Origin of the sequence: Hyphomonas sp., assembly GCF_041689225.1 — a bacterium.
Classification (GTDB): Bacteria; Pseudomonadota; Alphaproteobacteria; order Caulobacterales; family Hyphomonadaceae; genus Hyphomonas.
In genome coordinates this window covers 1-13665 of sequence record NZ_JBDNGN010000145.1, presented here as the reverse complement: position 1 = coordinate 13665, position 13665 = coordinate 1, and the positions used below count along the sequence as shown (strand labels likewise).

The following is a 13665-nucleotide window of genomic DNA, read 5'->3' as shown; positions in this document are numbered from 1 at the left end:
AACGCATGTCCCAACGCTCTGCCGGTCCTGAACTCCTTCGCCTGATCGAACTGATGGCGCGCCTGCCGGGCCTCGGTCCGCGCTCGGCGCGGCGGGCTGTCCTGTTCCTGTTGAAGCGCAAGGACCAGATCCTGTTGCCTCTGGCCGACGCGCTGCGCGAAGCGGGCGAGAAAATCGATCGCTGCAATATCTGCGGAAATTTCGACACGATCCAGCCCTGCGCCGTCTGCCAGGCCGAAGGCCGCGACGATGGCATCATCTGCGTCGTGGAAGACGTGCCCGACCTCTGGGCGCTGGAGCGCGGCGGGGCCTTCCGGGGTCGCTATCACGTCCTCGGCGGGGTTCTCTCGGCGATTGACGGTATTGGCCCGGACGATCTCAATATCGCCCCGCTCGTGTCACGCGTTCAGGCGGGCGGCATCCGGGAAGTGATCCTCGCTCTCAACGCCACGGTCGATGGCCAGACCACGGCGCATTACGTCGCTGACCTGCTGGACGGTTCCGGCGCGGACGTTACGCGGCTCGCCCATGGCGTGCCGGTCGGCGGCGAACTCGACCATCTCGACGACGGTACGCTGGCCGCCGCCCTCCGGTCGCGCCGCGACGTGAAGACCTAGGGCCTACTTGGTCACATCCACGCGGAAGATGCCGTCCATGTCCTTGGTCGCAACATAGAGGTGCCCGTCGGGCCCCTGGATCACGTCGCGGATCGGGAAGCCCGCATCATCGCCCGTCAGCAGGTCCTCGCGGCCCACCACCTTGCCGTCTTCCATGTCGATGCGCACCAGTTTCAGGCCGGCCGGGCCATTCATGCCGCCAGTGAACAGGTCACCCTTCCAGCCTGGATAGACATCGCTCGTCAGCTTGGTCAGGCCTGACGGGGCTATCGACGGCACCCAATAGGTCAGCGGCTGTTCCATGCCTTCCGCTTCGGTCTCGTTGGTGATGATCGTGCCGTCATAGTTCACGCCATAGGTAATCTTGGGCCAGCCATAGTTTGCGCCCTTCTTGATCACGTTGAGTTCGTCGCCGCCCTTGGGGCCATGCTCGGTTTCGTACAGCGTGTCGGTCTCGGCATCGTAATAGAGGCCCTGCTCATTGCGATGTCCATAAGACCAGACGGCCGGGTGGCCGACGGCGCCATCGGCAAACGGATTGTCCGCCGGGATGCTGCCATCCTTGTTGATCCGGATGATCGAGCCGTGCGTGATCTTCGGATCCTGCGCCTGATCCATGTATTTGAAGCCCTCACCCAGCGTGGCATACAATGTGCCGTCGCTGGCAAATTGCAGGCGCGAGCCGAAGTGCAGGGCGGTGGCGCGCCGGTCGGCCCAGAAGATTTCCGTCACGTCCTCAAGCGCGTTCCCGTCCTCGCTGAGGCGGGCATGAATGATCGCGGCGCCATTGGCTTCGGGTGTACCCTTTGAATAGGCCAGATAGACCAGCCGGTTCTTAGCGAAGTCCGGGTCCAGCGTCAGGCCCAGATAGCCAGCCTGGCCGTCGGTATAGGCGTCTGGCAAGCCGCTGACCGCCACGGGCGTGCCTTCGCCGCCCGGTACGCGCTTCAGGCCGCCTTCCTTCTCGGTGAACAGCAGGTCGCCATTCTGCAGGAAGACCATGCCCCATGGAAATTCTGCCTCCGTGACGACCGGTGTCAGTTTCACGTGGGTGTCGCTGGCGACGTCAGGCGTCTGGACGGCCGCGCTGCCGCAGGCGGCGAGGAGCAGGCCGGTCGCGAGGCTGGCATATGAAAGACGCATGAGTGCTCAAGTCCTTGTTCTGGAAAGTCTTAGTCAAGGATAGTCTGCTGCGGCGCGCGAACCAAACAAAAAAGGGGCAGCTCTTTCGAGCTGCCCCCAGTTAAGTGCCGGCGCGGATCTTCCAGCCCGCGACGGATTTGGATTGGACTACCAGGATTTCCGGACCGTGATGCCGTAAAGCGCTGGCTCGGTGAGGAACACGTTGGTGAACAGGCCCGAGCTGTCATCGGTCAGGTAAGCACCCGTGATGACTTCTTCGTCGGTGATGTTCTTGGCGAAGGCTTCGACGCCCCAACCGCTGTCGGCATTGGCCAACACAACCGAGAGGTTGAGGTTGGTCCAGCTGTCCAGCTCGTCGCGCTGGGTATTGAAGACGCGGCTGTAGCTGTCAGCCTGGTAGTAGAAGTCGCCGCGAACGGTCATGTCCCAATTCGAATCGCGGAGGGAGTTGAACGTATACTCGGCGGCCAGGTTGAGTGTCATTTCCGGCGTACCTGGCAGCTTGTTGCCGTCCAGGTCCTTGGAGATGCCGTCGAACGGTGTCAGCGCGCCGATCGTCTGGGTGTCACCATTGCCATCGACATAGGTCACGTCACCAAGGCCGAACGCAGCTTCAGATCCGGCAAAGGCACCGGCACACAGGCCGCGTGAGCTGCCATTGCTTAGACCGCCCAGAGCAATTGCTCCCAGTACAGTTGCATAACCCTGTGCCGAGACAACGCAGTTCGAATAGGTCGAGGCGTTCTTCAGTGTCACGAAGTCAGAATTGCCATTCGTCCGATCAAGCACGTCGATACCCGTCGTGCCCTGCAGTTCGGACTTCAACAGGCCGAGGTTTGCCGTCAGAAGCCAGTTGTCCGCCGGCGTCCAGAGGTACTCGACTTCGAGACCGCTAATCTTGGCGTCAACGTTGAAGTTGGCCGACGTCCGGTTGACGATCTGGGTGATTTGGTAACCGGCATAGTCATAATAGAAGCCGGTCACGTTGAGAGACTGGGTGTTATTGGCGAACGTGTTCTTGGTACCCAGTTCGAACGCATCGACGAACTCAGGTTCAAAGGTTTGCGGGAACAGGTTTGCGCCGGCTGGCTGGGGTGGGTTCAGACCGCCACCCTTGTAGCCTTTTGAATAGAACGCATAGAATAGCGAGTCGTCGGTCATGTTCAGGCTCGGCGACCAGTCAAGACCGATACGTCCGGTTGTTTCCTGGAAGTCAGCTTTGAGTAGGCCGATCGGAACCCCAGCTTCCGGCAGTGCCGCGACCGGTGTGAACAAGGCCGAAGGCACGATGTCCTGCTCTTTTTCATCGTTCGTATAGCGCAGGCCGAGTGTGAATTTCAGCGTGTCCGTCACGTCATAGTAACCTTCGCCGAAGAAGGCTTTCGACTTCAGGCGGTAAGGCGAGAGCGAACGGAAATAGTTGCGTCCGAAGCCTTCCGTTGAATTCAGCACATTGCCGTCATCGTCAGGATTTGACTCGTCGAGCGGCGTTAAGCCGCCAAAGATCGCGCCGCCGAGTGCATTGTTCAGTTGGGTGAGAGCTGACAAGGAGTTCGACAGCACATAATAGCCGGCCTGGTTGTCCTGTGGATCGATCGCTTCGCCATCGACATAGATCATGCCGAGGTTGAAGTTGAACGGGCCGTCATAGTCGGACTGCAGGCGGAATTCCTGGGTCGTCGTTTCGGTGGCACCGCCCGAGATATCGAACGTGCGGAACAGGTTCGAGACACCGAGTTGCGGGTCAGATACGACACCGCCCGGGAACAGAACTTGGTAGAGACCGGCAAGCGCCGGATTGCCAAGCGGGTTGCCGGCGGCATTGAACGCAATGGTCGGGGCAATCTTGTTATAGTCGTCGACCGAAACCTGCTCGGTTTCGTTGCGGCTCGTCAGCGAGGTCAGCTTGAGGCTGTCACCGATGTCGAGCTCCAGTTTGAGCGTGTAGAGGTCCTGCTGGGCCTGATAGACCGGATCAAGTGCCGATTCGATGTTGCGCAGGTTCGGATCAAGCGGTGCTGTGAACGCGTCGCCGTTCAGCAGGCCAGCGAGGATGCCGAGACCGCCACCAAGCGTGCCGGCAGAGTTCACGCGCTCATTGCTCTGGCTGAGAGGGGCTTCCTGACAACCGAGTGATGTGATGACCGTGTCGAGACCGGTGATCGGGATGCCGGCGAAGCTCGTCTTCGTCGGGTCTTTCTTACAGAGCTGCTTGCCGGCGCGGATGCGGTCGTCATCCTCTTCGAAGTGCTCGTAGGACAGCCAGCCACGGAAATTGTCAGACGGCTCGAAGCCGAGAGTTGCCCGCACGGACCAGAGATCGCGTCCGTCGACGTCGCTGCCAGTGACCGTGTTGTCGGTGAAGCCGTCACGCTGGGTGATGGCGCCCGCCACGCGCAGGGCGACCTTCTCGCCGACAGGCAAGTTGACCATGCCCTGGGCTTTGATCGTATTGTAATTGCCATAGGTCAGTGCGGCGTCTGCCTGGAACTCACCGAAGACAGGCTTGCGCGTGATGATGTTCACAACACCACCGGTCGAGTTACGACCGTAGAGTGTGCCCTGAGGGCCGCGCAGGACTTCGACGCGCTCGATGTCGAAATATTCCTGCTCAAAGAGGAAGTTGGCGCCAAGCGGAACATCGTTCTGGTGGATACCCACGCCCGCATCGGAAGACTGTGCCACGGCGTCGTTACCAATACCGCGGATCTTGAAGTTGCTGCCCGTGAAGTTGCCCTTGGTGAACGACACGTTTGGAACGGCCTTCACGAGGTCGGCGCCGCCGGTCAGTTGCAGGCGGTTGATGGCATCTTCATCGAAAGCCGAAACGGCGATCGGAACATCCTGGATCGACTGCTCCATTTTCTGGGTCGTCACCGTGACGGTGGCCAGCGTCCGGGTCGATTCCGGTGCGTCTGTTTCCTGTGCCCAGGCACCTTGGCCGAGCAGTCCTATTGCGAGTGCGGATGCGCTCGCGAACAAGACGGTTTTCGAGTCTGTTTTCCGTGTCATTCTGAATTTTCCTCCCCTCGGGCCTGTCGGGATGGCAAGCCGCGAATTGTGATATTTGACCGAGTGTCCTCATTAGTGGGACAACTTCACTTCCCATCACAAATAGAGTGAGGGGGTGTTGTCAACATGTTTACAGGACCGTCATGCATTTGATCTGACGCAGGTGTCATAAATGTAACGCTCGCGGCTTGGCCCTTTACGTCGGGGCTGATAGAGCCCTTCGATGATCGAAAACCACCTATCAGCACTCGTCCTGTTCTCGGGCGGACAGGACTCCGCGACCTGCCTCGCAGATGCGTTGTCGCGCTATTCGCGTGTCGAAACCGTCGGCTTCGACTATGGCCAGCGCCACAGCGTCGAACTGGCCTGTCGCACCCGGTTCGTGGCGGCGATTCGCGACCGGTTTCCCGCATGGGGCGAGCGGCTCGGCCCCGACCACATGCTGGACGCGAGCGTCCTCAAAAGCCTCGGCCACAGCGCCATGACGGACGATGTGGCGATCAAGACGACCAAAACGGGCCTCCCGTCCACCTTCGTGCCCGGCCGCAACCTGCTCTTCTTCACCCTAGCAGGCGCGCTGGCCTATCGCCGGGGCATCGACGTCCTGGTCGGCGGCATGTGCGAGACCGATTATTCCGGCTATCCCGACTGCCGGGCCGCGACGCTCGCGGCGCAGGAACAGACCCTCCAGCTGGGCCTCGACTCAGCTGTCCGCATCGCGACGCCACTGATGTATATCGACAAGGCCGAGACCTGGGCCATGGCCGAACGCCTCGGCGGGCAGGCGCTGGTCGACCTCGTCACGGAAGAGACCCATACCTGCTATCTTGGCGACCGGACGCACCGGCATGACTGGGGCTATGGCTGCGGCACGTGCCCGGCCTGCGAATTGCGCGAGTCGGGCTGGCAACGCTGGCGGGCCACCGCATGACCTGGTCCGTGAAGGAAGCCTATTATACGCTGCAGGGCGAAGGCGCGCAGACAGGCCGTGCGGCGGTTTTCCTGCGTTTTGCCGGTTGCAACTTGTGGTCGGGCCTTGAGCGCGACCGCGAAAAAGCCGTCTGCCGCTTCTGCGACACCGATTTCGTCGGTACCAATGGCCTTAATGGCGGCAAGTTCCGCGCCGCTGCCGACCTTGCCGCGCACGTGAGGGCTATCTGGGAGGCGGAAGCCGGCGCCGCGCGCCCCGCCTATGTCGTCTGCACCGGCGGCGAACCGCTGCTCCAGCTCGATGCGCCCCTGATCGCGGCGCTCAAGGCCGAGGGCTTCGAGATCGGCGTCGAGACCAATGGCACGATAGCCGCGCCTGAGGGTCTCGACTGGATCTGCGTTAGTCCCAAGGCCAATGCGCCGTTTGTCCAGACCCGTGGCAACGAGCTGAAACTCGTCTATCCGCAAGACGAACCTGAAGCGCAGCCGGAACGGTTCTCGCAACTGGACTTTTCGCACTTTTTCCTGCAACCGAAGGACGATCCGAACGCGGCCCGGAACCTGCAGGGCGCAACGACCTATTGTATGAAGAATCCCCAATGGCGACTGAGCTTGCAAACCCACAAACTGATCGGGCTTCCCTGACACCGGAAGGCCGCGTTTTCGCGATCACCAAATCTGTGAATTTCGAGGCGGCGCACTATATGGGCGGCAAGCCCGAGGGCCATCCCTATCGCAATGTCCACGGCCATTCCTTCCTTCTGGAAGCGACCGTTTCGGGCACGGTCAAGCCGGGCGAACAATGGGTCGAGGATTTCTCGCACCTGACGGCCTCGCTTGAAGCCACGGCGGCAAAGCTCGATCATAAACTGCTGAACGATATCGACGGTCTCGATGTGCCGACGCTGGAACGCATCTGCCTCTGGGCGGCAGCCGACCTCGCGCCGCTCCTGCCTGGCCTCGCCCGCGTCGCAGTGGCCCGGCCCAGCCTCAACGAGCGTTGCGAACTCGTCATCTAGCAGGGCAGCCTGTGCCCGAAGGCGCCCGCCTCAGCTTTCGGTCTCGGCTGCGCCCTCACGGGCCAGTTTCTCGGCGAACTTCCGGGCAAACCGGTCGGAGGCGCGTCTCGCATCGTGCCAGGTCGTCAGGCCCGCATAGCGGATATCTGTCTCAAACCAGTCATAGGTCAGGCTGCCCATCTCGGCGCCGCTGGCGTCGAACGCCGTAGCGGACAGCTCCATCCCGCCAATGCTGACCGACGCGCCATAGTCAAGGCCGGGCTTGTCGCCGAGTTGCTTGAAGGTCGGCTTGTTCGGCACGGCGCGTTCGATCGTGACGGTGACGCGATCGACGTTGACGCCGGCCTTCTCGAACTCGCGCATCAGGTCTTCTTTGACATTCTCGATCAGGTACGTGCCTTCCCTGACGCCGTAGTCGTCCTCGAGCGCTTCCTGAAAGTCCTGCGAATAACCGACCACAATTTCGGTGGCCAACGCGCCGGGCGCGATCATCAGAGCCACGGCTGCGGCGGCAAATGCGTATTTCATCGGGTCATCCTCCTGAATGTTCCAGACAGTCAACGTACCATGCCGCCGCCCGTTCCTGAAGTCACAGCGCTGTGAGAGCGCTGGTGCTCAGACCGTATCGACAAAGACGATCTCGGCGTCTTCAATGCCTTGCAGCGTCACGCTTTCCGCGCCCGTCACGGCGGCGCCGTCGCGGGCGTTCAGCACCTCACCGTTCAGGCGTACTGATCCGGCCGCCAGCACGAGATAGCCGTGTCGCCCGGCTTTGACGTCATAGGTCAGCCTCTCGCCGGTCTTGAGGGTTGCGCCCAGGACCTTGGCGTCCTGATTGATTACCAGGCTGTCGTTCGCGCCGTCATCGGAGGCCAGCATGGCCCAGTTGCCGGACCGCTCGCCCTTCGGAAACTTGCGCGCGCCCCAGCTTGGGCTGCCACCGGCAGAGCGCGGCTGGATCCAGATCTGGAACAGCGTCGTGGCCTCGTCTTCCTCGTTCCACTCGGCATGCTGCACACCGTTCCCGGCGCTCATCACCTGCACGTCGCCCGCTTCGGTGCGGCCATGATTGCCCAGGGAATCCTTGTGCGTGATTGCGCCGGTGCGGACATAGGTCATGATCTCCATCGACTGGTGGCCATGCGGCGGGAAGCCGGTATGCGGCTGGATCGTGTCATCGTTCCACACGCGCAGGGCGCCTTCGCCCATGCGGCGCGGATCATGGTATCCGGAAAAGGAAAAGTGGTAATTAGCGTTCAGCCACTCGTTCTTGAAGCGACCGAGATTTTCGAAACGTCTGATATCAATCATTGTCATGCTCCGTTCGGTAAGTGTTGCGTTGGAGACGATATGGCATCGCCCGAAATGCAGTGTAGGGCGGCGGATGGATCACATTTACGCGCTTTGTGCATGGGGCGACCAAAGCACCGAAAACAGCGCCAGCCCTCTTGCCCCGACTCACCCGCAGCCCCACAACACAAACCATGCCTCCCAGCCCCCAGATCACGGATGCCCGTGCCATCCTGCAGCGCGTCTATGGCTTCAAGGCCTTCCGGGGCCTTCAGGAAGACGTGATCAGCGATGTGCTCGAAGGCCGCGACGCCCTCGCCGTGCTGCCCACCGGCGGCGGCAAGTCGCTCTGCTACCAGATCCCGGCCCTGATCCGTCCCGGCTGCGCGATTGTCGTCTCGCCCCTGATCGCCCTCATGTCGGACCAGGTCGACGCCCTGAAACAGGTCGGCGTGCGGGCCGAGCGGCTCGACAGTTCGATGGATTTCAATGCCCGCGCCGAGGCGCTGGAAGCGGCCGAGCGCGGCGAGATGGACCTGCTCTATGTCTCGCCCGAAGGCCTCGGCACCAATCTCGCCCAGCGCCTTGCCGGCATGAATATCTCCCTCATTGCCGTCGACGAGGCCCACTGCGTCAGCCAGTGGGGCCATGATTTCCGCCCCGACTATCGTGCCCTCGGCCGCCTGCGCGAACTCTTCCCCGGCGTGCCCCGCCTCGCCGTGACGGCCACGGCCGATGCGCGCACGCGCGACGATATCCTCGCCCAGCTGCAGCTGACCGATCCCGCGCTCCACGTGGCCAGCTTCGACCGCCCCAACCTCACCCTCTCGGCCGAGCCCAAGGGCGGCGGCCGCACGGCGCGTGTCGTGCAGCTGGTCAAGGCGCGCGGCGGCGTCTCCGGCATCGTCTATGCGGCCACCCGCAAGGGCACGGAAGAGGTCGCCGAGGCGCTCGTCCGCGCCGGCGTGCCCGCACAGGCCTATCATGCCGGCCTGGACGCCAATGTGCGCCAGGAGCGCCAGCGTCGCTTCCTCTTGGAAGACGGCCTCGTCATGTGCGCCACGGTCGCCTTCGGCATGGGCGTCGACAAGCCGGACGTGCGCTTCGTCATACATGCCGATCCGCCGAAGACGCTGGAAGCCTATTGGCAGGAAGTCGGCCGGGCAGGGCGCGACGGCGAGCCTGCCGAAGGCATCGCGCTTTACGGCCCGTCCGACATGGCCCGCTCCCTGTCATGGACGCATCAGGGCGATGCGCCCGAAGAGGTCAAACGCGTCCAGCTGACCAAGACGCGCCAGCTTTTCGCGTTCTTCAATGGCGACGAATGCCGGCGCGGCGCCGTGCGGCGCTATTTCGGCGAGGAAAAGGTCGAGCCTTGCGGCGTCTGCGATGTCTGCACGTCAGAGCCCAGCCAGATGCATGACGCCACCCGCTGGGCCCAGATGGCCGTCTCCGCCGTCATCCGCTGCGGCCAGAAGGTCGGGCGCGGGCGCCTCATCCTCCACCTCATGGGCACAACGAAAGACGGCTTCGACGAAACCCTCTCCACCCAGTCCACGTTCGGCGTCGGCAAGGACCTTGCCAAGGTGGGCTGGGACCGCGTCTTCGATGCGCTCCTGTTCGACGGCCTGCTGGCCGAGGGTGGTGACACGATGCGCCCCTGCATCATCGTGCCCGACGGCGAAGCCGCCCGCGCCCTGTTCAAGGAAGAGCGCACCCTGATGCTGCGCGAAGATGTCACCGCCACCCGCAAGAAGCCCTCCAAATCGCGCAGTGTGGCCTCCGCCGCCGCGCTGGCCGACCTGTCAGGCCGCGACCAGGACCTGTTCGATGCCCTCCGCCTCTGGCGCACCGATACGGCGAAGGAACGGGGCGTGCCGCCCTATGTCATCTTCCATGACCGCACATTGGCCGAAATCGCCCGCGAACGCCCCGCCACGCCCGATGCCCTGCGCCAGATCAGCGGCGTCGGCGAAAAAAAGGCCCAGCGCTACGCCGAAGACGTCGCCCGGATCGTCGCAGAGGCGGCGTGACCTTCTTCATCCTCCCCCGTTCACGGGGGAGGTGGCCCCGAAGGGGTCGGAGGGGGCATGTCGCGCCAGAATTCCCCCATCGACCTTCAGCCCATGCGGGCTGAAGCCCACCTCCCCCGCCAGCGGGGGAAGATGAATGACCCAGCAAATACAGCGTTTTCCACGGGTTTAACCTCTCCAGCCTTGACCCGGACGCCAGTGCGCCTCACCTATAGCGTCAATTCAGAATCCCCTGTCCGGAGATGACATGTCACCTTATTCCCACCTCGACGACGAAGAAGCCGAAAGCTCGCCAATGGGCGAGCCGAATGCGTTCCTTGAAGAAGCCCTCTTCAAGGCCCGCACCATCCTGCTGACCGGCGGGATCGACTTCAAACAGGCCAAGCGCGTCTGCGAACGCCTGCTGGCTTTGTCGTCTGCGAACCCCAAGGAGCCGATCCTGCTGGTGATTTCCTCGCCCGGTGGCCACGTCGAAAGCGGCGACATGATCCATGACATGATCAAGTTTGTCACCGCGCCGGTAAAAGTGCTCGGCACAGGCTGGGTCGCCTCGGCTGGCGCGCTGATCTATTCGGCCGCGAAAAAGGAAAACCGCTTCGCCCTGAAGAATACCCGCTTCCTGCTCCATGAACCGCGTGGCGGCGTCGGCGGCCAGGCCACGGACGTCGAGATCCAGGCCCGCGAAATCCTCAAGATGCGCGAACGCCTGAACCAGATCTTCGCCGATGCCACGGGCAAGAGCCTTGAGCAGATCAAGAAGGACACCGATCGTGACTTCTGGATGAGCGCCGATGAAGCCGTGAAATACGGCCTGGTCAGCAAGATCGTCACCCATCAGGGCGAAATCAAATAAGTTCGGGCCGCCCGTCGGGCGGCCTGGACTTGCCTCTGACACGCGCGGACCGGGCCAGCATGGCTCGGTCCTGCTGCGGTCCTGCCACACCCTCGGCGCCCACGTGCCGCCCCCGCGCCACGGGTCTGCGCGCCTCCGGCCTCACCCCCTCCGCATGGTTTACAATCCGTTAGGAAACCGTTTGCGGCGCGTAAACGAATTTCAAGCAGAATGCGCGCTTAACGGGTGAAGGGCGCATTCTCGAAAGATGCAAGTACGTGTAGAGGATATTGCGATTGGCGTTGCGCCGATCGGGGCGGACATGTCGGCCTCGGCCGCGCTCGGCCTGTTCCTGTCAGACCCGTCCCTGTTCGCTTTGCCCGTGGTTATGAATGGCGCCGCCCTGGGCCAGGTCACACGGGCCCGGCTGACCGAAGTTCTCGCCAGTCCCGGCGGCCGTGACGTCGCTGCCAGCCGCGCGGTCAGCCATTTCATGACACCCAAACCGGTCATGGCTGAAACCGGCACAACGGTTGCGCTCATCGCCAAACTTGCAGCCGACGGCAACACATCGGTCCTGACCGACGGCGTGATCGTCCTGCATGACGGGCGCTACAAGGGCCTCGTTACGCCCGGGGCCATCCTCGCTGCCGTGGCGCAGGAGAACGCGCTCAGGGCCCGTGCCATGCAGGCCGCCGGCAAGCGCCTCCGGCAGGCCACCGCCCGGGCGCTTGATGTCGCCCGTGACAAGTCCAGTTTCCTCGCCTTTCTCAGCCACGAAATCCGCACGCCGCTGACCGGCATCCTCGGTGTCGCCGACCTCCTGCAGGACACGATCTCCGGTTCCGAGCCGCGCCGCCTTGCCCGCACGATCAGCGAAAGCGGCAACCATCTCGACCGCCTGCTTGGCGACCTGCTGGACCTGTCGCGCCTTGAAGCCGGCAAGCTGCCGCTCAGTCCGGGCCCGTTCGACCTGCACGAATTCGCCGCTGAAGCGCGCGACCTGTGGCAGTCGCGTATCGCCGGTAAGCGGCTCGACCTGCGGATCCATGTCGAGTCCGACAGCGTGATGCGCGTCGAGTCCGACGCCATGCGTGTCCGCCAGATCCTGTTCAACCTGATGAGCAATGCGCTGAAATTCACAGAGCAGGGCCATGTCAGCGCGACGCTCGCGACGCTCGAGGCCGCCGGCCATCTGAAGCTGCGCATGACCGTGTCCGACACCGGCTGCGGCATTTCCAATGCGGACAAGGCCCGCCTGTTCAAGGCCTTCGAACAGGCCCGCGCCTCCACCGCCCAGACGCATGGTGGATCGGGTCTCGGCCTGTCCATCGCCAAGGGCCTGACAGCCCTGCTGGGCGGCGAGATCAAGCTGGCTGACAATGCTGGCGGCGGGTCGGTGTTCACGGTCACGATCCCGGTGCTGCGCGCTGGGCCGCGTCTGGCCGTTGACGCGCCTCACAAGCCGCGCATGCGCAGCCTGACCCTTGGCAATGTCCTGATCGCCGAAGACCACGCCATCAGCGCGCTGGTCATGTCCCAGGCGCTGAAAGCGGCGGGCTGGCGGGTCGAGACGGTCCAGAATGCCGCCGATGCCATCGCGCGCGCCAGCGAAGCGCCCTACCAGGCCATCCTCGCCGACATCCATATGCCGGGCGGCAGTGGCGAGACCATCGTGCGCACCCTGCGCGCCACCACCGGCCCCAACCAGCTCGCGCCCATCCTCGCCGTCACGGCTGATATCAGCGCTGAACGCAAGGCCGCCTGCGAAAGGGCGGGCTTTACCGCCCTGATCGAAAAGCCGATTCGTCCGCGCGCGCTGGTAGCGACACTGGCGGACGTGCTGATGGCAGACGAGGACACAGGCTGGGAACTCGGCGCCAAGCGCGCCTGAATGGTGGTTCGGGGGAGACCGACGAAACCCAATTAGATCAATAGGTTATGGCCATGAGGGGCACTTCAATACCCCCATATTTCGCCATGAACAAAAAGGGAAAGTGCCCCACCGTTTGGATTAATCTAGCAAATACTCGTCTACTCGCCGATCAGACTAGTGGACCGGTTTCTCGACCGTATGGCGTAACAACTGGAGCGGGTGAAGGGTATCGAACGTAAAGCTAACTCGCTGGTGTTGTTGTCTTCCCCGCACAGATTCTGCGTAACAGTATCGAGTTGTCACGGACTACATGTCCGATTTCGCCGATGACCAGGATCATCGCGCCTTGGACCATAACGCCAAAGGAAACTCCGATAGTATAGGCGCCTGAGGTGCCTTCGGAGATGAGCAGAAAGAACCCTGCAACAAATCCGATAACGCCGCACACGAACACAAACAGACCGCCAACTTTAACTACGCTAAGCAGGTGCTGCGACACAGAGCGTTTCGTGGTCATCACTTCCTGAAAACTCGCTAGCAACTTGTTCTTGTCCATCGATGCCTCCTGCTTCCTTTGGTTGATCGGCGTATGACCCAGGATGGAACACAGGGCTTACTAAATCGTTGTACAACCAGAAATAACCCTATTGTATTTATTGAAGTTTTTTGTTGCTCTTTTTTGGCTCAACACTTTGTTTTGCATTGGAAAAAGGAGGCTGGGGAAGCTGCTGCTCCACCATCGAGCTACACCTGCGAGATTGCCCTTCGTTCTTATGTTATACAGCTTCTACTCCAAAACCCGAAAGTTCTCGTGGGTTATGACGCGGAAGTTGTCTGAGACCTTGTCGCGGAATTTCTTCCATTCCTGCGGGATGGTTTCACGCATGAATGCAAGGATGGCGTCGGCGAACTG

The 13665-nt window shown here is 62.3% G+C and carries 12 protein-coding genes; 7 read left to right on the top strand and 5 right to left on the bottom strand.

What is annotated here, in order from left to right; translation table 11 throughout:
* Window positions 1-5 precede the first annotated feature (5 nt).
* Window positions 6-617, top strand: a complete 612-nt coding sequence (gene recR / locus ACESNB_RS14315; protein WP_373008469.1) for a recombination mediator RecR — start codon at window positions 6-8, stop codon at window positions 615-617.
* Window positions 618-620: 3 nt separating this feature from the next.
* Here recR and ACESNB_RS14310 read toward each other — a convergent pair whose 3' ends face one another.
* Together ACESNB_RS14310 and ACESNB_RS14305 are read right to left on the bottom strand one after the other, a co-directional pair.
* Window positions 621-1760 carry a PQQ-dependent sugar dehydrogenase gene (locus tag ACESNB_RS14310; protein WP_373008467.1) on the bottom strand — a complete coding sequence of 380 codons (1140 nt, stop codon included), beginning with the start codon at window positions 1758-1760 and terminating at the stop codon, window positions 621-623.
* Window positions 1761-1907: 147 nt separating this feature from the next.
* Window positions 1908-4772 carry a TonB-dependent receptor gene (locus tag ACESNB_RS14305; RefSeq protein ID WP_373008465.1) on the bottom strand — a complete coding sequence of 955 codons (2865 nt, stop codon included), beginning with the start codon at window positions 4770-4772 and terminating at the stop codon, window positions 1908-1910.
* 223 nt (window positions 4773-4995) lie between these two features.
* On the opposite strand from ACESNB_RS14305, the gene queC reads away from it, so the two are divergent.
* Genes queC through ACESNB_RS14290 form a run of 3 tightly spaced genes read left to right on the top strand, consistent with a single transcriptional unit; the run spans window position 4996 to window position 6721 of the window.
* Window positions 4996-5703, top strand: coding sequence for a 7-cyano-7-deazaguanine synthase QueC (queC, locus tag ACESNB_RS14300; protein ID WP_373008463.1), 708 nt, complete (start codon window positions 4996-4998; stop codon window positions 5701-5703).
* A complete protein-coding gene (queE, locus tag ACESNB_RS14295; protein WP_373008461.1) occupies window positions 5700-6347 on the top strand; it encodes a 7-carboxy-7-deazaguanine synthase in 648 nt (215 codons plus the stop codon). The genes queC and queE overlap by 4 nt, the downstream gene beginning before the upstream one ends.
* Window positions 6302-6721: a 6-carboxytetrahydropterin synthase gene (locus ACESNB_RS14290; RefSeq protein WP_373008459.1), complete on the top strand. Its 420-nt coding sequence runs from the start codon at window positions 6302-6304 to the stop codon at window positions 6719-6721. The genes queE and ACESNB_RS14290 overlap by 46 nt, the downstream gene beginning before the upstream one ends.
* Window positions 6722-6751: 30 nt before the next feature.
* On the opposite strand, the gene ACESNB_RS14285 is transcribed toward ACESNB_RS14290, so the two are convergent.
* Together ACESNB_RS14285 and ACESNB_RS14280 are read right to left on the bottom strand one after the other, a co-directional pair.
* Window positions 6752-7249: a hypothetical protein gene (locus tag ACESNB_RS14285; protein ID WP_373008457.1), complete on the bottom strand. Its 498-nt coding sequence runs from the start codon at window positions 7247-7249 to the stop codon at window positions 6752-6754.
* Between the two features lie 87 nt (window positions 7250-7336).
* The gene (locus tag ACESNB_RS14280; protein ID WP_373008455.1) at window positions 7337-8032 is read right to left on the bottom strand and encodes a pirin family protein; all 696 of its coding nucleotides are present in this window, start codon (window positions 8030-8032) and stop codon (window positions 7337-7339) included.
* Window positions 8033-8205: 173 nt separating this feature from the next.
* Here ACESNB_RS14280 and recQ point away from each other — a divergent pair, with 173 nt between their 5' ends.
* From recQ to ACESNB_RS14265, 3 genes are all read left to right on the top strand, one after another.
* Entirely contained in the window at window positions 8206-10044 is a 1839-nt protein-coding gene (gene recQ, locus ACESNB_RS14275; RefSeq protein WP_373008453.1) for a DNA helicase RecQ, read from the top strand.
* A gap of 247 nt (window positions 10045-10291) precedes the next feature.
* Window positions 10292-10897 carry an ATP-dependent Clp protease proteolytic subunit gene (locus ACESNB_RS14270; RefSeq protein WP_373008451.1) on the top strand — a complete coding sequence of 202 codons (606 nt, stop codon included), beginning with the start codon at window positions 10292-10294 and terminating at the stop codon, window positions 10895-10897.
* 247 nt (window positions 10898-11144) lie between these two features.
* Window positions 11145-12770, top strand: a complete 1626-nt coding sequence (locus ACESNB_RS14265; RefSeq protein ID WP_373008449.1) for an ATP-binding protein — start codon at window positions 11145-11147, stop codon at window positions 12768-12770.
* 223 nt (window positions 12771-12993) lie between these two features.
* On the opposite strand, the gene ACESNB_RS14260 is transcribed toward ACESNB_RS14265, so the two are convergent.
* Window positions 12994-13308, bottom strand: a complete 315-nt coding sequence (locus ACESNB_RS14260; protein WP_373008447.1) for a hypothetical protein — start codon at window positions 13306-13308, stop codon at window positions 12994-12996.
* Window positions 13309-13665 lie beyond the last annotated feature (357 nt).

What these genes read in the sequence shown, in the direction of transcription:
- ACESNB_RS14270 (WP_373008451.1), top strand. Translation starts at nt 10,292, where the DNA reads ATGTCACCTTATTCCCACCTCGACGACGAAGAAGCCGAAAGCTCGCCA.
- ACESNB_RS14265 (WP_373008449.1), top strand. Translation starts at nt 11,145, where the DNA reads ATGCAAGTACGTGTAGAGGATATTGCGATTGGCGTTGCGCCGATCGGG.
- ACESNB_RS14280 (WP_373008455.1), bottom strand. Translation starts at nt 8,032, where the DNA reads ATGATTGATATCAGACGTTTCGAAAATCTCGGTCGCTTCAAGAACGAG.
- ACESNB_RS14310 (WP_373008467.1), bottom strand. Translation starts at nt 1,760, where the DNA reads ATGCGTCTTTCATATGCCAGCCTCGCGACCGGCCTGCTCCTCGCCGCC.
- ACESNB_RS14260 (WP_373008447.1), bottom strand. Translation starts at nt 13,308, where the DNA reads ATGGACAAGAACAAGTTGCTAGCGAGTTTTCAGGAAGTGATGACCACG.
- recQ (WP_373008453.1), top strand. Translation starts at nt 8,206, where the DNA reads ATGCCTCCCAGCCCCCAGATCACGGATGCCCGTGCCATCCTGCAGCGC.
- queC (WP_373008463.1), top strand. Translation starts at nt 4,996, where the DNA reads ATGATCGAAAACCACCTATCAGCACTCGTCCTGTTCTCGGGCGGACAG.
- ACESNB_RS14305 (WP_373008465.1), bottom strand. Translation starts at nt 4,772, where the DNA reads ATGACACGGAAAACAGACTCGAAAACCGTCTTGTTCGCGAGCGCATCC.
- queE (WP_373008461.1), top strand. Translation starts at nt 5,700, where the DNA reads ATGACCTGGTCCGTGAAGGAAGCCTATTATACGCTGCAGGGCGAAGGC.
- ACESNB_RS14290 (WP_373008459.1), top strand. Translation starts at nt 6,302, where the DNA reads ATGGCGACTGAGCTTGCAAACCCACAAACTGATCGGGCTTCCCTGACA.
- recR (WP_373008469.1), top strand. Translation starts at nt 6, where the DNA reads ATGTCCCAACGCTCTGCCGGTCCTGAACTCCTTCGCCTGATCGAACTG.
- ACESNB_RS14285 (WP_373008457.1), bottom strand. Translation starts at nt 7,249, where the DNA reads ATGAAATACGCATTTGCCGCCGCAGCCGTGGCTCTGATGATCGCGCCC.